The sequence below is a fragment of the Symmachiella dynata genome, from assembly GCF_007747995.1.
Classification (GTDB): Bacteria; Planctomycetota; Planctomycetia; order Planctomycetales; family Planctomycetaceae; genus Symmachiella; species Symmachiella dynata.
The window spans coordinates 7,288,220-7,312,112 of record NZ_CP036276.1; the positions used below are offsets into that span (position 1 = coordinate 7,288,220).

General features: G+C 54.4%; 23 protein-coding genes. 16 read left to right on the forward strand and 7 right to left on the reverse strand.

Annotation, left to right across the window (positions count from 1 at the left end; all coding sequences use genetic code 11):
• Positions 1–44: 44 nt before the first annotated feature.
• The 4 genes from Mal52_RS27730 to Mal52_RS27745 form a co-directional block, all read right to left on the reverse strand.
• On the reverse strand, positions 45–1,082 hold the full coding sequence (locus tag Mal52_RS27730; RefSeq protein WP_145380113.1) for a hypothetical protein: 1,038 nt from the start codon (positions 1,080–1,082) through the stop codon (positions 45–47).
• 46 nt (positions 1,083–1,128) lie between these two features.
• Complete coding sequence (locus Mal52_RS27735) at positions 1,129–1,533, reverse strand: hypothetical protein (RefSeq protein ID WP_145380115.1); 405 nt, start codon at positions 1,531–1,533, stop codon at positions 1,129–1,131.
• Between the two features lie 67 nt (positions 1,534–1,600).
• Entirely contained in the window at positions 1,601–2,563 is a 963-nt protein-coding gene (locus Mal52_RS27740) for a DUF1559 domain-containing protein (protein ID WP_145380117.1), read from the reverse strand.
• An 830-nt stretch (positions 2,564–3,393) separates the two neighbouring features.
• Positions 3,394–3,651, reverse strand: coding sequence for a hypothetical protein (locus Mal52_RS27745; protein WP_145380119.1), 258 nt, complete (start codon positions 3,649–3,651; stop codon positions 3,394–3,396).
• 340 nt (positions 3,652–3,991) lie between these two features.
• On the opposite strand from Mal52_RS27745, the gene Mal52_RS27750 reads away from it, so the two are divergent.
• The 3 genes from Mal52_RS27750 (at position 3,992) to Mal52_RS27760 (ending at position 5,687) form a co-directional block, all read left to right on the forward strand.
• Positions 3,992–4,273: a hypothetical protein gene (locus Mal52_RS27750; RefSeq protein WP_145380121.1), complete on the forward strand. Its 282-nt coding sequence runs from the start codon at positions 3,992–3,994 to the stop codon at positions 4,271–4,273.
• A 144-nt stretch (positions 4,274–4,417) separates the two neighbouring features.
• The gene (floA, locus tag Mal52_RS27755; RefSeq protein ID WP_145380123.1) at positions 4,418–5,416 is read left to right on the forward strand and encodes a flotillin-like protein FloA; all 999 of its coding nucleotides are present in this window, start codon (positions 4,418–4,420) and stop codon (positions 5,414–5,416) included.
• A gap of 22 nt (positions 5,417–5,438) precedes the next feature.
• Positions 5,439–5,687, forward strand: a complete 249-nt coding sequence (locus Mal52_RS27760; protein ID WP_145380125.1) for a GreA/GreB family elongation factor — start codon at positions 5,439–5,441, stop codon at positions 5,685–5,687.
• A gap of 34 nt (positions 5,688–5,721) precedes the next feature.
• Here Mal52_RS27760 and Mal52_RS27765 read toward each other — a convergent pair whose 3' ends face one another.
• Complete coding sequence (locus tag Mal52_RS27765; RefSeq protein WP_145380127.1) at positions 5,722–6,273, reverse strand: MarR family winged helix-turn-helix transcriptional regulator; 552 nt, start codon at positions 6,271–6,273, stop codon at positions 5,722–5,724.
• Positions 6,274–6,510: 237 nt separating this feature from the next.
• Between Mal52_RS27765 and ectA the strand changes: the two genes are divergently transcribed.
• From ectA to Mal52_RS27825, 12 genes are all read left to right on the forward strand, one after another.
• Complete coding sequence (gene ectA, locus Mal52_RS27770; protein WP_197534515.1) at positions 6,511–6,999, forward strand: diaminobutyrate acetyltransferase; 489 nt, start codon at positions 6,511–6,513, stop codon at positions 6,997–6,999.
• Positions 7,000–7,022: 23 nt separating this feature from the next.
• Positions 7,023–8,318 carry a diaminobutyrate--2-oxoglutarate transaminase gene (ectB, locus tag Mal52_RS27775; protein ID WP_145380131.1) on the forward strand — a complete coding sequence of 432 codons (1,296 nt, stop codon included), beginning with the start codon at positions 7,023–7,025 and terminating at the stop codon, positions 8,316–8,318.
• A gap of 38 nt (positions 8,319–8,356) precedes the next feature.
• Positions 8,357–8,752, forward strand: a complete 396-nt coding sequence (locus tag Mal52_RS27780; protein WP_145380133.1) for an ectoine synthase — start codon at positions 8,357–8,359, stop codon at positions 8,750–8,752.
• 234 nt (positions 8,753–8,986) lie between these two features.
• Complete coding sequence (thpD, locus tag Mal52_RS27785) at positions 8,987–9,937, forward strand: ectoine hydroxylase (RefSeq protein WP_145380136.1); 951 nt, start codon at positions 8,987–8,989, stop codon at positions 9,935–9,937.
• Between the two features lie 18 nt (positions 9,938–9,955).
• On the forward strand, positions 9,956–10,255 hold the full coding sequence (locus tag Mal52_RS27790) for a hypothetical protein (protein WP_145380139.1): 300 nt from the start codon (positions 9,956–9,958) through the stop codon (positions 10,253–10,255).
• A gap of 33 nt (positions 10,256–10,288) precedes the next feature.
• Positions 10,289–11,422 (forward strand): M24 family metallopeptidase, encoded by a 1,134-nt coding sequence (locus tag Mal52_RS27795; RefSeq protein ID WP_197534516.1) that lies wholly within the window; start codon positions 10,289–10,291, stop codon positions 11,420–11,422.
• Positions 11,423–11,510: 88 nt separating this feature from the next.
• Positions 11,511–12,050 (forward strand): TRAP transporter small permease, encoded by a 540-nt coding sequence (locus Mal52_RS27800; protein WP_231962465.1) that lies wholly within the window; start codon positions 11,511–11,513, stop codon positions 12,048–12,050.
• A gap of 55 nt (positions 12,051–12,105) precedes the next feature.
• Entirely contained in the window at positions 12,106–13,368 is a 1,263-nt protein-coding gene (locus Mal52_RS27805) for a TRAP transporter large permease (protein WP_145380809.1), read from the forward strand.
• A gap of 5 nt (positions 13,369–13,373) precedes the next feature.
• The gene (locus Mal52_RS27810; protein ID WP_145380142.1) at positions 13,374–14,441 is read left to right on the forward strand and encodes a TRAP transporter substrate-binding protein; all 1,068 of its coding nucleotides are present in this window, start codon (positions 13,374–13,376) and stop codon (positions 14,439–14,441) included.
• 352 nt (positions 14,442–14,793) lie between these two features.
• Positions 14,794–15,372, forward strand: coding sequence for a cytochrome c nitrite reductase small subunit (gene nrfH / locus Mal52_RS27815; protein WP_145380144.1), 579 nt, complete (start codon positions 14,794–14,796; stop codon positions 15,370–15,372).
• Positions 15,373–15,386: 14 nt separating this feature from the next.
• Positions 15,387–16,937 carry an ammonia-forming cytochrome c nitrite reductase subunit c552 gene (locus Mal52_RS27820; protein ID WP_145380146.1) on the forward strand — a complete coding sequence of 517 codons (1,551 nt, stop codon included), beginning with the start codon at positions 15,387–15,389 and terminating at the stop codon, positions 16,935–16,937.
• Between the two features lie 321 nt (positions 16,938–17,258).
• Positions 17,259–20,753: a PPi-type phosphoenolpyruvate carboxykinase family protein gene (locus Mal52_RS27825; protein ID WP_231962466.1), complete on the forward strand. Its 3,495-nt coding sequence runs from the start codon at positions 17,259–17,261 to the stop codon at positions 20,751–20,753.
• 215 nt (positions 20,754–20,968) lie between these two features.
• On the opposite strand, the gene Mal52_RS27830 is transcribed toward Mal52_RS27825, so the two are convergent.
• Together Mal52_RS27830 and Mal52_RS27835 are read right to left on the reverse strand one after the other, a co-directional pair.
• Positions 20,969–21,649 (reverse strand): GNAT family N-acetyltransferase, encoded by a 681-nt coding sequence (locus tag Mal52_RS27830; protein ID WP_197534518.1) that lies wholly within the window; start codon positions 21,647–21,649, stop codon positions 20,969–20,971.
• A gap of 444 nt (positions 21,650–22,093) precedes the next feature.
• Entirely contained in the window at positions 22,094–22,978 is an 885-nt protein-coding gene (locus Mal52_RS27835) for an alpha/beta hydrolase family protein (RefSeq protein WP_197534519.1), read from the reverse strand.
• A 315-nt stretch (positions 22,979–23,293) separates the two neighbouring features.
• Here Mal52_RS27835 and Mal52_RS27840 point away from each other — a divergent pair, with 315 nt between their 5' ends.
• Entirely contained in the window at positions 23,294–23,857 is a 564-nt protein-coding gene (locus Mal52_RS27840; RefSeq protein WP_145380152.1) for an ECF-type sigma factor, read from the forward strand.
• Positions 23,858–23,893 lie beyond the last annotated feature (36 nt).

The window sequence follows — 23,893 nt, forward strand, 5'->3', positions numbered from 1 at the left end:
TCAGCTGTTTTGACGATTGCCGGAACCGTGGGCCCGTTTCCCGGTTACATAGGAAGTGGAACGTTCACGAGTTGTGGGGAGGTCTCGTGCGCATTCAACAGCCCCAGCATAGCATAGTCCTCCTCTCCATAAACAAAACTGACGTAGTCGCGGTGCGTTGCAAAAGCCCCCGTGCGCAATGGTTTTTTCGTCTCGGGATTCTCACCAAGCGCGATGTGATGAATTTCCGTATCCGCATGTTCCGCCATCGGATCAAGATCGGCTGCGACCCAACAGATCCCATCGGCCGGCGCAAAGAAAACCTTGTCCGCTGCAGTGGTGGCGCCGTGAATCACCCCCGTAGGCAGTGCTAGCGAATAAGCGATCTCCTCGTTTCCCTCAGGCTGGATACGAGTCACGTCCACGCGTCCCTGATTGGGACCGCCACCGTCAATCCAGGTCCCATATCCGGTTCGGTTTTCCGCCACGGCCAACGTAATGTGATGTCCGCCGCCGGCATGGAACCCTTGTGATACGTTGACCTCCCCTTCTCCATCAACGACTGAAGGATCGATCCGGGTGTAACCGTTTTTGCGATCATTGGCTAAATAATAGACGTCTCGATAGACGTACAGATGGGCCGGGTTTCCTTGTTGATCGTCGAGTTTCCGGGCAATGATCCGTGGTTTGTCGTCGAAACTCCAATGCCCATGATCGCCGTGCGCTTCCTCTTCGACACCGGTTGCTAAGAGCACCCACCCGCTCTGAAATACACCGTCCGCGTCGTCCCGCACGCCGACCAGCAACGTACCTTGGCTGCTGTCCATCTGCACGAGATTTTGATGCTCAGCATCGAGCACCGGAAATTCGTCGACGTCATGCATCTCACCCAAACTGGGCGGGTTACCTTGTAAAACATCTGTCCAACGCAGCTTTCGCGTATCGTGGTCTTGAAGAAACAATCGGCAAATCACCGACGGCTCCGGTTCTTCGGCGGCGTGTGCCGATGCGTCAAATGTGATCAAATCCTGCTGCTGACCGCAGCCCACCAACATGAAGGCTGCGTGCAATAGTCCGACATAATTCCAAGTTTTCAGGTTCATGTTATTTTCCTGCGCGAGTCGCATATGTGGGTTCGTAAGATAAATTTCATTCCGCAGCAGAGACAAAGGGCGGCCCGGTTCCCGCTTGAGTTTCCATAAACCGGCCCCGGCGAAATCCGAGAAACACCCAATGGACCTCCGTGTCCGTTTGGGAGAGCCAATAAAACCGTCTGTCTCCCACTGGGGTACGATAGACCGACGGATTTCCTTGCAGCAGTGGGTTCTCTGCCACCGAGGGTTGATGTCGCAGATAGTTGGTCAGCAACCGTTGGTCTCCCTCGGTCATTTCTGATTGCCGCTGCCACGTTGTGCTGTCGATGTGCAGTTTGTCCGGCGGTGTCGACATGGGCCGAAAGACAGCCGTGGTTTCCGCCGAGCAACCCTGTAGACCCCACAGCATGAGCAAAGCGGCCAACTGTTGCACCGCTGAAGTGACAGTGATCAAGCGCATATTCCATTCCTATTCAATACCGGCAACGGCAACGATCCATTGCAGCCGAACAGCGAGCGAGTCATTCTTAAAATTCACTAACGACCTGACCATCACTGCGCGAAAACAGTTGTCGCATGGTCGCCAAGTCGATGTTTTCGTTCATAAACTGCACGCTCCCGTCACACATCAAGATGTTGGCTCCGCCCGCATGCTGACTCCTCGGTCCGGAGACCAATTCGCCATGGTGTGACACATCCGGCTCAGCGGAATTCGGTGGAAAATGGGCGTTCACCAGCACGTGATAGCCTGTGCTGCGAATCCAAGCCCCGGCGCGGCGCCCCTCATAGCGGGTTGCGGGAAATGCCGTTAATGCATCCGCATTCACGGTACAGGGGCCGCCTCCACTCACCCGCTTCATTTGCCGTTGCGCGTCGACCAATTCAGTCGTGTCGTCGCCACGTGAGCCAAACAGAGTTTCAGCCATGAACACCGTCGTCGTTGTTCCATCTGAAATGTCTCTGAAACGAGTCGATGAACCGCGCCAAAACAGGCCATCGTTGAGTCCTGTGCAGTAATTCAATTCGCTCCCGCTGCCGCCATTCACCATATAATTTGCACCGGCAAACAAATCCCCGTTGCCGTCTTGATACATGACTTGACCGGCATCACTCGGGCAGACAAAAACCGGCACAACCCGAGCAGCAGCAGTCGCCAAGAGCGGATTGACCTGAGGAGCCCAAGCCGGCCCCAACAGCAGCGGATCGTTGAAGTCAATCAGACCATGCAGATTCGACTGCTCAAGATAGGGAAGGACTTGAGCTTGCGGAGAATAGCCGTAGTTCGAATCCGCAGCCAACAGCGGAAAGGCAGTATGCACATCGTAATAATTGTGCATGGCAATCCCGAGTTGTTTGAGATTGTTGCGACACTGCGTGCGCCGCGCCGCTTCGCGCGCCTGCTGCACCGCCGGCAGCAATAAAGCAACAAGAATCGCAATGATGGCGATCACCACCAGCAATTCAATGAGTGTAAAACCAGAACGTTTCATAGGTGAGTTCCCAGTCGATGAATACGAAACAATGACGAAAAGCGGCGAACCAGAAACACGCAACCGGCGCCGTCAACTAAGGCGCAAGTATGACCACACAACACCTATTTGTAAATGCAATCCTTTTGCATTTACGTCATTTCCGAAAAATACACCAGTTGCACCTGACGACACTATTCCGCACCAGCCCCACCGCCGGCTATAAATCCCCAGCCCACACCGCATTGGCTCAGGCTGTACCGGTAGCCAGCGACCCTGTTTTAGACTTGTATCTAAGCGTTTGCGGAAATCTAAGCACGCATGACAATTGCACCAGAGCAGTTCACACGCAGTGGCCGGTACTTCCAGAAAGCGCAGTCCAGCCCCAACCCCACGCCGACGGACACCGCACAACAAACAATGGTTCCGCCGATTTGCGTGCGTGCGTTCAACAAATAATTGCACATGCTATTTGGATGCACATACCCAGCAAGGGCCCGGCAAACACGCACCTAAGGCCATGCAGCGCGGCAGATGCGATTACAGCAGCCTGCCGAGAACAGCCAACACAACTGAGCCCACCCAGAGCATTCGAAGATTGCGCATTAAACGCCCCCACGCAGCGCGGGTAGCAGCTGCTCTCGACATGACCGCAAAGCCGCATCAATGGCCTGGTTGCCGATTCACACTCGCCGCAACGGCGCTCGCGCATTTCCCGGCGCGCAAAATTTGCGCGGAATGCACAGAGCGGTCCACATTCGAGCCGCCACCGCCACCCATGGCCATGACTGACCTAGCAGCCAATGGGACGTAAAAACGAACCGTGGGCGACGACCATACTCAACACAGCATTACTCCAACGTCAATTGCGGACCCTGCTCAGTCTTCTTCAGATCCAATTCTTTATCAGACAAAGCCTCGTTGGTCGGCGCATCGAGTGCGAGGACCGTTTGCTCACCATGATCAAACGTTGTGTCCCCAGGAAGAACTTGTCCTACGCGCACCACCAAGCTATTGGCTTCGGGCACAAAACGCACGACCGATTCTTCAGGTGAACTCGCGAGAATTTGCGACAAATGTTCAGCAGCATTTTCGGTAACGGTCAACATCGGCAACTCCTTCTAAGAAAATTACATGGCCATTCACCGGCGTGCCGGCGGACAAGTACGATCTGACCGCCGATCGACACGCCGCAACACCGAGACTTCACCTGCCGGCAAGCCGCGGCACGGCCAAATATTATTTTGTGCTGAATGCATTTTCAAGAACAATCCGCCTCTCAACCCGAGGAGCACTCCCCCGCACACCAAATAAATACCAGAAAACCGCCAAAACCAATTGACACACACCCTCGCATTATATTAACTACACAAAGCATTCTGTCGGCACAACGCCACTCAGCCTGAACTTCACGCTTCGCCTGGCAAGTCAACAAAAGCTCCTCCACCCATGTTCACCATCACCAGCACCGCAGCCTACAAACTCAACGATTTACTGAAGGAATTGAGCGATTCCGAGGCAAAGTGCCTCAGACTCGAAGTGCGCGATTGCCAAGCGATGCTGACCCTGGATGAGCCTCGCGATTTCGACCAAGTTTTTGTCGTCGGCGACCGCAAGGTGCTCGTTGCCGATGCGACAACCTGCGACGAATGCTCGCAAGTCCACCTCGATTGTGGCTCAGCAGGAAACTTTGCACTTGTCTACTCCGGCAATCGCTTCGAACCGAACTGACACAGGCAAACATCGGCCGCCGCGAATCGCGTTGACAATCGCCCCGAGGCCGCCCACAAGCCCGCGCGGCGACACTCTAACCCGCCGATCACACACAGCCTCGCAAAGCCAAAACGAAACCCCACAACACTGGAGCGCAACCCAATGCTAAATGGATGGCTGACCGTTACCGGGATCGCGTTTGCGGTTGTATTGACACTGGTGTTCGCGTTTGTGTTTTCAAGATATGCCGGACTGTGGTTACGCGCCTTGGTTTCCCGTGCGCGCATAGGAATGCCCTCGCTTGTATCGATGACACTGCGACGGGTCAGCCCGCAAAAGATCGTCGACGCCAAAGTCATGGCAGTCCAAGCGGGACTCGAAGGAATTGACAAACGCAGCCTAGAGTCACATCAACTGGCCGGCGGACGCGTTACGAATGTGGTGCGGGCACTGATCGCTGCTCACCGGGCAAAAATCGATCTCGACTGGAACACGGCAGCAGCAATCGACCTGGCCGGTCGGGATGTCCTGGACGCTGTGCGCATGAGCGTCGACCCCCGCGTGATCGACTGCCCAGCCCCGGATGCACCGGGACGCAACACACTCGACGGAGTCGCACGGGACGGAATCCAATTGAAAGTCAAAGCCCGCGTCACAGTGCGCGCAAACTTGGCACAACTAGTCGGCGGGGCGACAGAAGAGACAGTTGTCGCCCGAGTTGGCGAAGGGATTGTCTCGGCCATTGGCTCGTGCGCAAACCACAAAACAGTCCTAGCGAATCCGATGCTCATCTCTCAACGGGTCCAGGACCGCGGACTCGACGCGCAAACAGCGTTTGCCATCGTGTCGATCGACATTGCCAACATCGACGTAGGCGACAATATCGGAGCACGACTACAGATCGACCAAGCCCAGGCGGATATGCGGGTTGCCCGCGCAAAAGCCGAAGAGCGACGCGCCCGCGCAGTCGCGACCGAGCAAGAAATGATCGCCAAGACACGCGAAAACCAAGCCCAGGTTGTCGCAGCCGAAGCGCGGATCCCGCGCGCCCAGGCTTGCGCATTTCGCGAAGGGAACATTGGCACCCGAGACCACCGACGCCGCAGGCACAGTCCCCGGACCGTGACCGCACCGCGCGCAAAAGAAACTGAACAACTCTGACTTCAAGAAAAGGAGAACTGCCATGCACGAAAATTCCGACAGCGTTGTCGATGTCGGCAACTGGGTTAACCTGACTGGATTCGAGCCCGGCGCTGAAGAAGAAAAAATCTATATCGTAGACGACGCAGCGGCACAACCGGCGGAGCTCAAGGTGGGCAAAAGCAGCCCGCTCGCCCAAGCTTTACTGGGCAAGCAAGTGGGAGATGAATTTTCGTTTCAGACACCGGCCGGGAATGTTCAGCTGACTGTTACCGCAACCGGACAGCCTTGACAGCAAGTCCACGCTTGCGACCGGTCACGATGCGCTATGCGGGCGGCTGTTCACTGAGACGATCGGCCGCCTTCTCGGCCGATTCATCGATCGCACCGATGGCCAGCATGGGAGTTGCGTCGATCTCCTCAGCCTCCATCATAGAGACAATGCGCTGCAACGAAGAAAGCGTCTGGGTTTTTTCCCAATCGGCCAACTTGGCGAATTCGTGCACGAATTGCTCCTGAAGCAACGACGGAGCGCTACGGACAAGCTCAGTAGCTTGAGGCGTAGCAACGACAAGCATCCGGCGTTTATCGACGGGGCAGCGGCGGCGAACGACAAAATCACGGCGCGTCAGCCGATCCAGAATCCCAGTAACCGTGCCCTGGCTTAAGTGAACCCGTTTCGCCAATTCACCGGCCGGCACCTCACCGATCTCACAAAGGGCTTTGAGCACAGTGAGTTGCGGCCCAGTGAGCCCATGTTTCTGCAACAGCTTACGGGAGCGTAAGTCGACAGCACGAATGATACGACGCAGCGCAATGAGCACTTGCTCGCAGAAGAAGTCATCGGGTTGCAGCGTCGTCGTCCGTTTAGCGGCCATGCATCACATCCAGAAAATGCGGATATATTACTGTGTACAGAAAGTATCGACAGGCGAGGATTTCGTTGCCTCAGGCACTACAGTAGATTAAAAACCAGTGAATTTAGCGAATCCTTAAATTTGCAGAGGATCACTGTGGACATTTATTTTCAATTGTGTACAAAGTAAATGCTCGGTATTGGCAGTAACTGCCAATAATGTGTTTTCGTCACGAAGCAACAGGGTAGTCAAATCTCTTTGAATTTCCGCGAGCCGACTTTAACCGACGCAGTTCGGATTACGCGGCTTGTCCGACGGTGTCCGCCGTTGGACGTGAATTCGCACTATCTCTCACTGTTGTTATGCCGCGATTTTCACGCAACTTGCGTCGTCGCGGAGCTTGACTCCCAATTGGCTGGGTTCCTGTCAGCATACCGTCCGCCCGGACGGAATGACACTGTTTTCGTTTGGCAAGTGGCCGTTGATCCTCAACATCGCTCTGCCGGCGTTGCTTCACAGATGCTCGACGAATTGTTGGCCCGCCCCGCGTGCGGTCAAGTCAACTGGCTGGAAACAACCGTGACACCCTCCAACACTTCGTCGCAAAAGTTATTCCGGTCTCTGGCAGCGCGGCTGGAGACTGAGTGTAACCGCGAAGATGGCTTCACAGCAGATTTATTCACTGAGGCCGATCCGCATGAACCAGAAGATCTGTACCGCGTCGGTCCGTTCGCACTGAATCACTAATCAACCAGAAAGATTTTGGTCATATGTCTATTTTTAATCGTCTTGAATCGAACGTACGAGGCTACTGCCGCTCGTTTCCCACGACTTTTACGACCGCTCAAAACGCAACACTCACCGATGAGAACGGGCAGGATTTCATCGATTTTCTCGCCGGTGCGGGAACCCTAAACTACGGCCACAACAATTCAGACATCAAAGACCCGCTCATCGAGTACCTGCAACGCGATGGCGTACTGCATGGACTCGACATGCACACCGACGCCAAGGCGCAATTTCTGGAAGCATTTGAAGAACACATTCTGTGGCCGCTGGAACTCGACTACAAAATTCAGTTCACCGGCCCAACCGGAACAAACGCCGTCGAGGCTGCCTTCAAACTGGCCCGCAAAGTGACCGGCCGGACGAATATCGTTTCCTTCACCAACGGTTTCCACGGAGTCAGCCTCGGCTCGGTAGCTGCCACGGGAAATAGCCATTTCCGAGACGCGGCGGGGACTCCGCTGAACAATGTGACGTTTATGCCGTTCGATGGCTACCTTGGCGAAGACGTCGATACGCTGGATTATTTCGAGCGGCTATTGCGCGACAGCAGCAGCGGTCTGGACCTGCCGGCGGCCGTCGTTGTCGAAACCGTCCAGGGCGAAGGGGGCGTGAATGTCGCAAGCGTCGAGTGGTTGCAAAAGCTCGAAGAATTGTGCCATGAATTTGAAATACTTCTAATCGTCGACGACATCCAAGTCGGCTGCGGGCGAACGGGAACGTTCTTCAGTTTTGAAGAAGCCGGGATTGTGCCCGACATCGTGACGCTCTCTAAATCGCTCAGCGCCTATGGATTGCCCATGTCGTTGGTTCTGATGAAATCGGAACTCGACGAGTGGAAACCGGGCGAACACAACGGCACGTTTCGCGGCAACAACCTGGCGTTCGTATCGGCCAAAGCAGCCATCGACCTGTATTGGCAAGATTATTCCATGACACGGTCGGTAAAACGCAAAGGGGCACTGATCGAGAAACGCTTGCAAGAGATTGCCGAAGACATCAATGATGTCGAACTGGAAGTCCGCGGGCGGGGGATGATCTGGGGCTTGGCCTGCCGGGAGTGCCCCGAACTGATGGAACTGGTCAGTGCTGCCGCGTTCAAACGCGGATTGATCATCGAAACCAGTGGCACGGACAGCCACGTTCTGAAGTGCTTACCACCGCTGACCATTGACGATGATCAACTGATCAGCGGACTGGAGACGATTACCGAAAGTTTCGCAGCCGTCCTCAATGATGCAGAGGCCATGAAGTCACTCGGCCTTGCCCACGCCAACTGATTTGATTTTTTGATACTACTCATCCGGAATTTGCAAGAATGATCGTAAAGAACTTAAACGAGATTATCGGCACCGAACGTGATGTCCACGGCGAGACATGGAACAGCCGCCGACTGTTGCTGGCCGGGGAAAACATGGGTTTCTCGATGCACGACACGTTGATCCACGCCGGCACTGAAACCACGATGTGCTATGAAAATCACCTAGAAGCAGTCTACACCATCGAGGGCGAGGGAGAAATCCAAGTGCTGCCGGACGGGCCGACCTATCCGATTGGTCCCGGTACACTGTACGCGCTGAACGAAAACGACCGCCATTGCCTCCGCGCAAAAACGCAATTGCGGATGGTGTGCGTTTTCAATCCACCGGTGACCGGCCGCGAAGTCCACAACGCCAATGGAGCCTACCCTGCGGCGACTGTGGCGGAAACTTGAGACGAGTCGTCGTTGCGCGCCAGAGAGCATCTATCAAACTGGCGGCAAAGTCGCGCCCGGCCAAACCATAACCACAGCCACAGCCAGATTTCCACCGAAGCGAAAAAGGGCCCTGTCCTTCTTTCTGCATTTTTTCGTGTGTGCCGTCTCTTTCGTAGCCCTTAAATTTTTCTAAGGAAACCGAAAGCTTGTACGTCACGCAAAGATTTTGAAGGTTAGTAAATACGATTCCCCATGGAGACAACACCCCCACACAGCATCGATGCGCGGGAAGACTGTTATCCGTCAAGGGTCCAACCCGAACCGGAATTCCTGAAACGATGCGACCCGATCGTCTACAACCATGAAGCTCCAGGACCGCTCTCCGCGGCACAACTCAGCCAGTTTGAGCGCGATGGGTTTCTGATCCTGCCCGCTTTTTTTCCGGAAGCAGACATCGCCACCTATAAGGAAGAAATCCAAAGGCTCGGCGCATCTGATGAAATTCAACAGCGTCCGGAATCGATTCTGGAACCGGACCATTGCGAGTTGCGTTCACTATTTTCCGTGCATAAACCAGAAATCAGCCCCTGTTTTTCTGAGGTGGCTGCGGATCCGCGGATTGCCGGTATGGCGGCACAAATCCTTGACGACGATGTGTATATTCATCAATCACGCGTCAACTTAAAACCGGGATTCGCCGGCAAAGAATTCTACTGGCATTCGGATTTCGAAACGTGGCACGTCGAGGATGGAATGCCGCGCATGCGAGCGGTCAGTTGCTCGCTGCTATTGACCGAGAACTACGAATTCAACGGTCCGCTCATGTTGATTCCTGGTTCGCACTGCCAATTCGTAGCGTGCGTGGGTGAGACGCCCGACGACCACTATCAAAAGTCGCTGCGGCGACAGGAATATGGCGTTCCAGACCAAGATTCGCTCGCGCGACTGGCCGAAGATGGCGGGATTGTCAACGTGGTGGGCCCGCCCGGCACGATTGTGTTGTTTGACTGCAACACGATGCACGGCTCGAATGGGAATATCACGCCGTTTCCGCGATCCAATTTGTTTTTTGTCTACAACAGCCTCAAAAATCGTCTCGTCGAACCGTTTTGCAGCAAAAAACCTCGCCCCGAATTTATCGCCAATCGCACCGCAGTTGCGCCGTTGACCATGCGAGAACTGAACGTCCAATCCCACGCTTGATGAGAGAGAGGGCCCGTGATGCTCGAAGAACTACAAACCATTCGCACGGCGGCGCAATTGTTATCGGTCCGCGAACCAGCGTTGGCCGAGCCATTGCTCGACGCATCTGCTACGATCTGGAAACAGATGTACGAACTCAACGACTGGCCGGCCGATCTAGCAGCAAGTGCCCTGCTATTGGCGAAGCAACTCAGTTCCACCGAGCACGATGTCGAAGGTACCGTCACGGCAATGGACCAAACAACGGCAACTGCGATGGCTAAGGCAATTATGGATTTCGCTAACGAGTTCGAAACCAAGAGCGGAGCGCTGGTCTAAACGATGAGACAACGCGACGACTTATCTTTTCCAATGCACGAATATGCACGGCGCATGCAGGCTCTCCGCGAACGAATGGCGGAACGGGGCCTCGACGCGGTGTTGATCACAACGCCGGAGAACATCTGCTATCTCACCGGTTTTGAAAGCCAAGGGCACTTTTCATTTTGCGCGCTGATCGTGCCGCTTGAAGGGGAACCGATCATGGTTCCCCGTCGACTGGAAGACAGCGGCGTGCAGGCCCGTACCTGGGTTTCGATTAGCTGCCCTTACGAAGAGGTGGAAGATCCAATCCAAAAGGTGCGCGATACGCTGCGTTTGTACGACTTGAGCGACAACCGCATCGGCTTTGAAAAAGATTGTTGGTTTTTCACCGCCGTGCAACAAGAGCGGCTGTTTGCTCTGTCGCACGAAACGTCGTTTGTCGACTGCGCGGGGATTGTCGAAGCGGGGCGATTGATCAAGTCGGATCTGGAAATCGAAATGATCCGCAGTGCAGCCCGTGTTGCAGAAGCGGGTATGCAGGCGGGCATCGAAGCGGTCCAAGAAGGAGCCACGGAAAATGACGTGGCGGCCGACATTCATTTTGCCATGTTCAAAGCCGGAGGAGAATGGCCGGCGATTTCGCCCTTTGTCGCCACCGGTCATCGCGGGTCGATCGGCCACCAAACCTGGGCGGGCGACATCATCAAGAAGAATGAATGCGTCTTTTTAGAAGTCGGTGGCTGCCTCAAGCGGTACCATGCAGCCATGATGCGGACCTGTTTTGTCGGTCAGCCCGACCAGCAAATCATCGATGCGATCAAGACCGTTCAAGAAGCAGTCGACGCCTCAATCGCAATGATCAAGCCCGGGATTCGCCTTGGAGAAGTCGATGCGGTGAGCCGCAAGATCATCGCCCGCGCAGCTCCGAATTTTGGCGGCATGCAAGTCACACGATCGGCCTATTCGATCGGGATCGCGTTTGCTCCGGATTGGGGTGAGGGTCATATCATGAGCATTCGCCACCGTGATCCGCGGGTCTTGCAGCCGAACATGACGTTCCACAACATTCCCTGGGTCCAAATCCCAGGAAAAGGGGGCATCGGCCTTTCGGAAACCATTCGTGTCACCGAAGATGGTTGCGAAGTCATTACGCAATTACCGCGTCAGCTTTACATCAAGTAACGACCAATATCGGATCTCAAGTTGAGCGGGAGCGGCGAGCATTCATGGAGAGACAACCAAGACCGGCCGACCGGGGGAGAGGAACGCGATGGCCTTTTTGACACGGCTGTTCGGCGGGATTCAACGCATCGAAGAGATACTCCTGGGCTGGTCGATCATCGCGATTGCCGCATTGACAATCAGCAATGTCTTCTGCCGCGCCGTTTTGCAGTTCAGTCTGCCGTTCACGGGAGAATTGTCACAATTCTTCATGATCATGGTCACATTTGTTGGCCTTAGTTATGCGGCCAGCCGCGGTCGGCATATCCGTATGACGGCCCTCTATGACCAATTCACCCCGCGCGGGCGAAAGGTGCTGATGATCATCATCAGCGCCTCGACAGCCGCCCTGATGCTGGTTCTTGCTTGGTATTCTTTCCAATACATTGATACCGTGAGGTTTTTAGAAAGCGTCTCGCCTGTTTTGCAGGTTCCGTTGTATCTGGTTTATATGCTGGTCCCGCTGGGATTGATTTCGGCTGCGATACAATATGCACTCACAACCGTACGCAACGTCATGTCACCCGACGTCTATATTTCATTCGACGTGAAAGACGAATACGAACAACCCCTCGACGGGGAAATCTAACGCGGCCCGACTGAGGCGGAGAGAATTCGTGGAAGCGTTACTGATTATCGGAATCATGCTCGTACTGCTGATGCTGGGCTATCCGATGAAGGTCCCCCTGTTGGCGGCGGCGTTGGCCGTCTTGTGGGTCTTTCATCCGGATGTCACCCCAGCGGTGCTCGTGCAACAGATGATCGGCGGCATAAAGCCGGCGGCGCTGATTGCCGTACCGATGTTTATTTTTGCAGCCGACATCATGACACGGGGGCATTCCGCGCAGCGATTGCTCGACATGGTGATGGCCTATTGCGGACACCTTCGGGGCGGCCTGCCCATCGCCAGTGCGGTGAGCTGTACGTTATTCGGAGCCATGTCGGGTTCGACGCAAGCCACCGTCGTTGCTATCGGCGGTCCATTGCGGCCGCGACTTCTCCAAGCCGGTTATTCCGATGCGTTCACCACCGCCCTGATCATCAATGCCAGCGACATCGCCCTGTTGATTCCCCCCAGCATCGGCATGATTGTTTACGGCGTGGTCTCCGGCACGTCGATTGGCGAACTGTTTATCGCAGGCGTGGGTCCCGGTTTGATGATCCTGGGCATGTTCTGTGTTTATTGCTGGATCGCCTCAGTACGCATGAACATCCCGCGTCAACCGAAAGCGGATTCCGCCACACGCTGGAAATCGGTTCGCGGGGCACTGTTTCCGCTGGGATTTCCCGTCATCGTGATCGGTGGAATCTATTCAGGATTCTTCAGCCCCACCGAAGCGGCCGCTGTCTCGGTGTTGTATGCCGTGATTTTAGAGATTGCCGTTTTCCGCGAATTGTCGCTGCGAGATCTGCCGGACATTGCCCTCTCGACCGGGGTCGTCACCGCTGTTGTGTTTGTCTTGGTCGGTGCGGGCGCCGCTTTCAGTTGGGTCATCTCCTTTGCCCAGTTGCCCGATGCATTGATCAACGATTGGTTGGGCTTATCAGCGGCCTCGGGATATTGGACGATTATGCTCACAATCGCCGCCGCGTTTTTCATCGGATGCATGTTCGTCGACCCCATCGTTGTGATTTTAATTTTGACGCCGATCTTTCATCCGGTTGCCGCAGCAGCGGGGATTGACCCGGTCTTGGTGGGAATCGTGGTGACTTTGCAAGTGGCAATCGGTTCTGCGACGCCACCGTTCGGCTGCGATATCTTCACAGCAATCGCCGTGTTTCGCCGCCCGTACTGGGAGGTCATTCGCGGGACACCGCCGTTTATCGCGATCCTGTTGTTGGCCGCCGTTCTATTAATCGCGTTTCCCGGGATTTCCCTGTTTCTCCGCGATCTGGCGTTTGGGTGATGAACATGTCTGCAGCAAAATTGATCCGCGTCCGCTGGCTATTGGCAATCTTGCCGTGTGTGGCGATGCTCTGCTCATGCGGTCGGCCTGCTGCGGAGCAATCGTCCAAGCCGATCCAATGGCGATTTGCCATCGAAGAAACGATTGGCAGCGTCCAGCATGAATATGCGCTCAAATTCAAAGAATTGATCGAGTCGCGTTCCCAAGGCGCGATTGAAGTCACGATCTACCCCTACGGCACGCTCGGGACGTCGGACCAGATCACAGAGTTGGTCGACATGGGCGTTATTCAATTCGCGATGGCCTCCCCCGGTCATCTCGGAAAACTGATCCCTGAAGTGCAGGTGTTCCTGTTGCACTTTGTGTTTTCCGATGACGAGGAAATCAATAACCAAGTACTCAACGACAATCCGGAGTTGCGACGCACATTCGATGAACTGTATGCCCGCAAACGACTGAAGTTGTTGTCGATCTATTCCGAGGGTTGGCAGGTGTGGACCACCAAAAAACCGATTCGCACTCCGGAGGATTTTCGCGGCGTGAAGATGCGGGTGATGACCTCGCCATTGCTGTTGGCCGCCTACGCCGCTTATGGAGCCAGCCCGACCCCCCTGCCCTATTCGGAAGTTTATTCCGCTTTGCAGTTGAACATGATTGACGGCCAGGAAAATCCGGTGTTTGCGATCCAGGAGATGAGCTTTTACGAAGTGACCGACTGGATGATCTTCGCCAAGCAATCCCCGTTCATCACAACCTCCGTCACCAACCTGGAATTTTTCCAAGGCTTACCCGCTGAGCAACAGGAACTGGTGTTGGAAACCGTCGATGAACTGAATGGTTATATTCTCGACGTCCAACGCGATTTTAACCGCGACCGGCTGGAATTGATCCGAGAGAACAAGCCCGGCCTCAACATCGTGTCTGACTTAACCGCGGAACAACGCGAGGCATTCCGCGGTGCCAGCCAGTCAGTGCGAGAACAGTTTGTCGAGTTAGCCGGCCCCGAAGGTCAGCGACTGCTCGACGAACTCATCCGGGCCATCAAAGCCGCTGAAGCAAAGCGCGCTCAATAGCTCTCCAGGGTGCGAACACAACTGGTGCACAAAACACCAAAGCGAGTCCGCGGATCAAAACGAGACACACTTGAGAGACTCTTTATTTTTTTTGAGTTTTTTATTGAGTCGTTTCCGGAGATTCTGCGTTGCCTATAAGCCGACGGCAAGGTAAAACACAAAGGCATCTCTCGATCATTCATATGGTCAGCTGCAACATTTCCGGCGTCATTCGTCGCCCAAGTATCGCCCCATCGTCTTAAGGGGTAAATAATTTTTGCCGACGTTCGTCGCCAGTCTTGCGTAAAGATTGTCGATCGTTTTCCTAGGCCCCATCTGATTAGGTCCGCCATCATCTTGGACCGCAAAAACAATGGCCCAATCCGATAAAGCTGTTCCCGAGGATTCCGCAGGCTCTCCCCAGGAGAAGACGCCACAGCCCGCCCGTAAACGGACCGCGTTCATCTTGGCTGTGCTGTTTATCGTTGGCCTGGGATTTCTTTCAGGGGTCGGCACATTTACGTTTGGATACGGTAAGGGAGCCAGTTACTTCAGTAACAATCCCCAATCGTGCGCCAACTGCCACGTGATGCAAGACCATTTTGATTCCTGGCAGAAGAGCAGCCATCATCATGTCGCTGTCTGCAACGATTGCCATCTGCCGCACGAATTTCCCGGCAACTTGATCACAAAAGCAGACAATGGGTTTTTTCATTCGGTGGCATTCACGCTGCACGACTATCACGACCCGATCCAAACCAAACCCCGCAACCAAAAAGTCACGCAGAACGCCTGCATTAGTTGCCACGGCGACTTTGTGCATGCCCTGCTGCCACAGGCTGCGGGGGGCGAATCGCTCTCCTGTGTCCACTGCCATGCGGACGTCGGCCATGCATTTCGGCCGTATTCCACCGGCAGCCAACGCGAACCAGCTTCCGTAGAATCCCACTAACAGGCCCATGAACTATGGCAATCACTGATCGAATCCGCTTTCGCTGGCTGGTCTTACTCACACTGTTGGTAGCCGTCACTTCCTTTGGTGTCGTGGCACTGCTGGTCAGCATCATCGAACGCAAGCAAGAAGCCCGCACGCCGACGGTAAAAATCGTTGACGTCACAGAGATCAGTACCGATCCCGAACCGTGGGGCTTGAATCACCCACTGCAATACGAAACGTATTTGCGGACGGCCGATTCGGAGCGAACAGATTACGGCGGCAGCAATGCGTTGCCGCCCAGCAAATTAGATAAATATCCGTGGCTGAAGCGGTTGTTTGCGGGGTATGCCTTCAGTGTCGATTACCGTGAAGCGCGCGGCCACGCGTTCATGCTGCATGATCAAGAAGTCACAAAGCGTGTCACCGACTTTCAACAAGCCGGCGCTTGTTTGCATTGCCATGCCTCAATCATTCCGACCTATCGCCGCATCGGGCTAGAAGAACAAGGGGTCGAAGCCTCCCCGGAGCGTCTGGCCGAGTCGTTCGATCAAGAGGCGGTCATGGCCGGATTCAAAGCTGTGAGCCAGATGAATTACGAGGATGTCTATGCCGAACTGCTCAAAACGCCCGATGGTAGCACCTCAGCCGACGACAAGGGCGATCCCCACATGGGGGATGCCCATCCGGTCTCCTGCGTGGATTGCCACGATCCCGATACCATGCAGATTCGCGTCACCCGGCCCGGATTCCTCGAAGGCATCGCCAAACTTGCCGAGAGCGACGACCCGGTGCCGCATCTCCCGAGTATCGCCCAATGGCGAAAGTCAAATTCCAAAACGCCCTACAATCCTAACGTCGATGCTTCACGGCAAGAAATGCGATCCTTTGTCTGCGGCCAATGCCACGTGGAGTATTACTGCGCGAACAAGATGACGTTGACGTTTCCCTGGGGCAACGGCCTAAAAATGGAAGACCTCGAACAAGAGTGGGATGAGACCGAATTCCCCGAGGGGGGTAAGTTTTATGACTACGTGCACAAGGAAACCGGCACCAAAGTCTACAAAGCCCAGCACCCGGAATTTGAATTGTGGAGTCAAGGCATCCACGCACGGGCCGGGGTCAGTTGCAGCGACTGTCACATGCCGTTCGAGAAACAGGGAGCGACCAAATTCAGCAGTCACTGGGTCCGCAGCCCCATGCTCAACATCAACCGCGCCTGCCAGACGTGCCACAACGTTCCGGAAAAGGAATTACTGGCACGCGTCGATGGAATTCAAGCACGCACGATGTCACAAGTCGACCGTGCAGCCACAGCCATGACCGACATGCTCGATGCCATCATCGCCGCGCAAAAAGCGGGTGCCACCGAGGAGCAACTCAAACCAATCCGCGACCTGCAGCGCAAGGCAATGTGGCGGCTGGATTTTGTTGCCAGCGAAAACTCAAAAGGTTTCCATGCGGATCAAGAGGCGATGCGCATCCTCGGCGAATCGATTGATTACAGCCGCCAGGCACAGGGCTTGGCATTCAAACTGGGAACCGCCGCGAAAACGTCATCGCCCCCGGAAGAGTCGAACTAATCCACAGACGACTCTCCCCAAGCGACTAGATGGGTGGGTGGGCTCAATACCAGCAACGGGCTGCGTCCTATCGCCAGCGTCCCACCCTCAAGTCCAACGATATCCGTGCGCGCCTTGACCGCCCCCCCTGGGAATCTCGACAATGCCATTGCACCAGAGATTCACCAGCTTCGGAATAGGATTCGCACACAGAAGCTTCCAGCCCTCTTGAGCAACATGCAGTCCAATCCTCAGCGACGCTGCTAGATTTTCTGGCAAACAGGGCTGTTTTCATGGGCACTCTGTCACAGTACATTCAACCGCTATCTGGATACAAAAACATTGCATCGATCTTCATTTCTCCACGATTCTCTGGGAGTCAACGAGGGGTTTGACGAGAACGTCAAGAACTCACGTCAGGACCGTTTACTCGACTATATCAACTTGCAACTGATCGCGCATGGACTGCCACCCGCCGCAGCATATCGTGACGACAGTTTTATCCAATTGACGCACGGCCTGTTGGACAAACTCCAATCCCAATCGCAGTTGCTATCGGATTATCGTTGTCCCGCCGATACTCGAATCGAATCGTTTCTCGCTCAATATTTTGACGATCTGAATCTGGAGCAACCACTTCAACTGCCGGCCAATACTTTCGTCATCGACCGCCACGGCATGGCCCGCGAGTTGTCCCTTCCGGCTGGGGGCGACGAATTCCAAACCGAAATCGTGCAATCGTATCGTGTGCGAAACGGTGTGCTCCACAATCCGCGACACGATCGACGTACGACCAAAGGGACGTTTCACGTCGCTGAGGGCGGACTTCCGATTCCTTTGGAAAAACGAGCCGTCCCCAAACATGTGGCTGCCGAATTATTCAGACGCGCGCTTTTGCCTCCGCAAGACCTAACGCGACTTCCCTACACGTCCAACCAGGAGGAGCAAGCACACTGCTTTGTCTCATTGATGTTGCGTCCCATCGTCTGCCCGGAAGTGCTCTCGGTCACTCCCGTGAAATCGATGGAAGTTCGTTTTTTTGTACCAGGGACACTTGTCAGCAACCTGGACTTTGTGGAATCGATTTTCGGAAACGCCGGTGATCCCCAGGTCCCGCAAAACGATGCCGGTCTCGACGTCGAACATTGGACCGGCCATACGGGAGCCGTCATCCTCGCGCCGCACTTGGAGCAATTGACCAAAAAAGAACTTGGCCTGCCCCCCTACAGTGAAGCTACGGAGCGGCAGCGACGGGACGAGATGTGTTGGAAGGATGAGCAAGAACTTTATAACGGAGGACAACCCTTCAAGCTGACTTGCCGTGATGCATCCGGGGTGATCGTAACCGTCATCTCCGATAATTATTTTGGATACTGCAAGAAAGAAGTCAAAACACAGATCAGTTACGCGGCCAATCTGTCTGGAAATTACGAGGAAGAGCACGCGGGAGGCGCAATCGCGTTTGCCAGCTACAACCTTGGCGACGAATTCCAGTTCAACAGCGTCCGCTATAACGGCAGGACCTTTGCCGACGTTGTCGCCGATTACGGCACCTGCATCAACGTCTTCCCCGAAGGCTACGGACAAGACCGCGAATACCCGGACCTGATCTATGTGCGCGAAGACGCCCGTGCAGACATCAATAGCCAAAAGATTGTCTGGACTCACGAAGGGGTTGAACAGGCGATTCCCCTGTTGCCGGGAAAAGTCTATATGGGTCCATCCGGCTATCAGTTGCGAATGGAAAAACACCCGATGGCCCCCACCTGGCGACTGGTTGGTACCGTCGGCGAAGGGGTCTTGTGCCACAAACCATGCACCGTCAGCGGTGGCGGCAAGAGTGAAATCAGCAAGTCGATTCGGGACTACATGCATTTTGGTCCCTTGTTTGTGGTCGACTATGAGCACGACATGCAGCTCGTCAATGACATTTTTGACCGCGACTACCAAGATCGATGGAAAGTTGCTTCGGATCATACTCAACAACCGTCGCGACGCGTTCTCAGCCCGCTGAGGTCGTTGGGCAGTGTCATCAAACTGTTCACGCCGTCTCCCGAATATAGCGATGAATACAATGCTTGGTTGAATACCATTCCCAGTCATGTATTTGCGATTGTATTCATGATCAAGCGATTTTATCGTCAAGAGTGGGGCAGCAATTGGATTGATCATTTCAACGTCGATGTGATTAACGGCGAACCTGGCCACGAACTCAAATACCGGGATCGACCGCTTGTGGGAACTTACCTCAAAGTGGGCTTCGCTAATGATCACACGTGGAGGACGTTCAAAGTCCGCCAAGATTTCATTGCCTCCGAAAAAATCCAGGTTGAAGATGACATCACCGCTTCCATTGTGGTGCCAGCCGATCAGCTGAGTAATCCGCCTCGAGGTGTTCCCAAGTCCAGCTACAAATTTGTGCAGAACTGCGAATATCGTTTCTTCCAACGACCTGATGATGCCATTCATCGAGGGCTGGATAAGCAAGCTGAGTACGACTTGTCTCAAAGCGACAATTTCATTTCGAACTTTGAGCCGCTCAGCCATCAACAGGTTGCTGAAATGGCAAAGTATGTCGTTGATTTCGATGCATTCAGCGCGCCGATGCAGAAAATCTTAAACGATGTGCTGGAGCACCAAGCAGGCTACGTCGTCTGTTCGGCCAACCCACGGCAGGTCGACGGGAGACCAACGAAGAACCCACGGTATCTTCAAGTCAGACCTGATTTGGTCCAACCGATGACGCGTTATGTCTCCGAAATGGGAACGCGTCTGGCCCGCGCCTTGCCAATTGAGGCCCCGGTTCAGTTGCCGGTCGGTGCGGTCTTAATCGGAAGACGCAACAATCCCCCCGATCCCAGCAATGGGATCCGCGGTCTGGCTGTCTACAATCCCATTCACTATCAAGAAATCCCCGAGTTGTTCATGGACTTGATCACCTCGCTCACCGGTCGCAGTCCGTCGACAACCGGATTTGGTAGCGAAGGTGCCCTCACCAAAGGACCGTTCAACTCCTTGCGAATGACGGCAGATCTGAATGCGGCTTTGGTCAGTTTCATTTTGACCGAATTGCCTGGATTCTCGACAGCTGCCGGCCATATTGGCCCAAATATTCGGGTGGATCACGACATCAGTTTGCTGATTCCGGAAGTTTGGTCCCGCATGACACCCGACGAACGGGAAACCGACTATCTGCTTGAACATGGTTATATGGAACCGGTGCAAGACTTTGAGCACAATGGAACAACGATTCCTGCTCACAGACTCGGATACCGAATTACGAACAGTTTCGTTCGGCACTTTTTTGGTCGTGTGTTTGATTCTCCCAATAAGCTGTTCGATGAATTGATCCTGCAACCGGAACGACAAGACATCGATGCATTCGCCGACGGTGTGCTCTATATCGTTGATGCGCAACGCCGAGTCGCTCAGCAATATCTCGACGATGGTTCGATCGACGACGCCTGCCCGCCGCTGCGTGCGTTACTGATGATTATGGCCAACGGAGAGTTCGAAGGAATGACGGAAAGTCATCCGGATTTCAGAAACCTGTTCACGCGTGAATCATTGTTACAAAGCTCTTGGTACCAGGACCGACTCGAGGCTCGTCAACAGCGGGATGTTAAGCTTTGGTCTGGGCATGTGAATTACGTCAATGACTTCTTGTCAAAGCAGCGTGGTGCCGGAGTCGTTAGCGAAATGGAGCTTGCGAAGCGAGCAGAGTTTGCCCAACAGCAACTCGAAACCGTCAGCTCGCCCGAGTACGTCGAATCTCTGATCGGCACGATCGGTACGGACCGGTATGACCGGACGGTCTCACCAACAACCGATGATTAGCACGCGGGTCGATACTCCAAGTCGTTTCAAAACCCTCTGACGCGTCTCACCGACACTGATCTGAACGTTTCGAGAACAGGCGCAACTAGGTTTTGAAACGGGTTCTGATAAAGTTAACCACTGCTTGCTAGGAAACTCGCCAAACGGATCGAGCCGACGAGTTGCGCGCCATCGTGCTGCGAGAATGTAAGAGGGGGTGTCATGTTTCGGTGGGTTTATGACGCGCCCAGGGGAATGAACCACCATGTCTCAACCGGTCTACGACCACATCGAGCAGCAGTCTTCTGCGAAGCGACGTTGTCCCCCTGGATGGTCCCCCACACCAAATCTCCCTGAGGTAGACGTTGCATGAGTCCTTGCTGAAGCGCGGTCCCCAAGCCACGCCCTTGGGCTTCGGGGACAACGAACTCCTCCATGATCATCCAGCCTTCAAAGGCACGCTCTGTTTGCCACAGGGAAGCGGCAAGTCCCAGGAACTTGTCACCCTCAGTGGCCACAACGATGTGGCCATGCTTGAGGCACTTTTTCAAATCATCGAGGTTGGATGGCCAGACCTCCGGTCCGAGGGGACTGGTTGTGCGCCATTTGTCGAACGCCTGACTGAATTCGTCAAACCAGGACAAGTCGCGGGCGGGTGAGACACTCGCGTGTAACGTTCCAGCGGCCAACCCGGCGAACAAGTATTGGCCGACCTCGCCAGTCCAAGGCGGAGCGGACTCTTTCGACCAACGGAATCGAACGGCCTCAGGAGCAAACTGCGCGAAGGCTTCCTGTATGGCAATAACCCAACGAGGCCGCGGCTCACCGGTCCACGCGATCAGGTCCACGAATGGCCGTGCGACATCACCACCTTTGAAACGAATTCCAACGAGTAGTTTTTCTCCATCAACATCCAAAACCTGGTGCGAATATGCTTCGGGGCTTAATCCTGAAACTGGACACGATGCGGCAAAGCCTCGCGCAAAAGCCTCGTCATCGCACAGGGAGAGTTGTTTCTCTAACCAGCTAGAAACACGTGCGGAATCACCAAACGGAGGAGGATCTAAACACCATGGGATCGGCATAATGGCAGACTAACGACGAGACGCGTCATATTAGAGTCACAAAATCAAAACCCTGAACTGCAATTTTTAAAAATGTTGGTCCCTCTGAATTATGACATGATCCGGCTGATGTTCTGGCGTCATTCCGCAGTCCAGGAAATCGTGTCTTGTGCATGAATGTAGCCAGTAACGAAGTAGCACTCGTCTCGCCTGTCGTGATAGCAGCTTGCCCTGCGCTTCTGGCGGAGTGCCGTGATAAGTGGTCAGCTGTTGCTCAGGTTTCTGTTGATACGCTGGTTACTGCTTTTTTTCAGGAGAACTGGCAGGCTGGTCGGGTTGGATTCCTTTTGTCAAAAAGTCTGCAATTTCGTGCTGATAGGTGCGCGCAATCTTGTCATTGTGCGTAGCACCGGGCACTTCATGAAAGATGAACGGGTAGCCTTTCTTTTGAAGCGCCGCGGCAAAGTCGCGGCTGTGATGTACCGGAACGACTCTGTCTTTGTCGCCATGCAGCAACATCACAGGCACTTTTCGGAATGCTTCGACATTCATCAAGGGCGAGAGCTTGGCAAGAGCGTCGTTGCGTGTCTCGGGTGTGATTCCATGTGCCTGTTCGACGGGAACGCGATAATGGGGGATTTCAACAAGCCATTTCGTAAAATCCGTGATTGGAAACACAGCCACAACCGACTTGATCCGCTCTGGTCGCCGCATGGTATAGATCAAGCTGGAACTGGCCCCCATGCTCGTGCCGAATAGATGGACTTGCTTGGGGTCTATGTTTTTATCCGTAATCATGGCGTCGATTACCGCATCAAGCTGCGTGCAGGCTTTCTCATTCATCCAATGAAACCGGCCCAAATCGGCCACAACCAACCAGTAGCCCCGTTCTGCCAATAGCTTTCGACATGTGGCGTACGGTTCGCGACCAATGTTGTATTCGTTCTTACGATGGGAGCCGCCGCTTCCATAAAGATGAACAATCAAGCCGGCTTGCCCCTCTGGAATCGGTTGTGGCTCGTAAACAACACAGGTGACGGCAGCCTTCCCATCCGGTCCCGGTAGCTGCTGGATCGAAGGCTCTGCGGCATGCACCTGCGCTGTGATCCCGACAGTTCCGACAAAATAAGCCAACACCAGAAAGCAGCGGGAGCGTACGAACTGTTCAGAAAACTTGTCCATCTGATTTCGTTCCTCTTTGCTGAACATTAGTAATATCTCTACCCCGATTCACTTGTCGCAGTGCCTTAGCCCACGGTTTCGCCGGAGAACCGAATGCTAGCGGATCCATTCATGGTCTTAAACCCTCGTTTTCCATCTACTCCTCGGCATTGGTTACGGAAACGGAGAGACGCTCCTCGTCATGTCGACTCATTTCCTATCCCCAAAAACGACTTTGAATCAATAACGTGAGCTTCCTAGAGAACTTGCGAAGCTCTTGTTGAATTTGCGCCAAATAGAAACTCGCGTCGGGGTTCAACGTGCAGTAAACTGACGATGATGATCGATATCACACAAATTCTTGGCGAAATTGATGAAGGCGATCCACACGCTGCGAATCGTCTATTGCCATTAATTTATGACGAACTGCGCAGGCTGGCTGCCGCGCGGATGTCGAGCGAGCGGTCCGATCATACACTGCAAGCAACCGCACTGGTTCATGAAGCCTACGCCCGCCTCGTGGGGAGCAGCAATGATACCTCCTGGGAGAACCGCGGGCACTTTTTTAGTGCCGCAGCAGAATCGATGCGAAGGATTCTGGTAGAAACAGCGCGGGCCAAGAAAGCTCAGAAACGTTCTACTCCGCAAGATCAACTGGCCATGACCAATATTAGTGTCGAGCCGCACATACCGATCGAGGATTTTCTCGACCTACATCACGCCCTCGAACAACTCGAACAGGAAGATGAGCGTCTGGGCCGTATTGTCAAACTGCGATATTTCACGGGGCTGACTATCGCTGAGACGGCTCTCTGCCTAGGTATTTCTGAGGCGACTGTGGTCCGAGATTGGCGTTATGCCCGCGCTTGGCTGCAGAGGAAGATGCAACCCGAGGGTTAACCCTCAAACCGCAATTCATTTCAGCTACCACGTGGC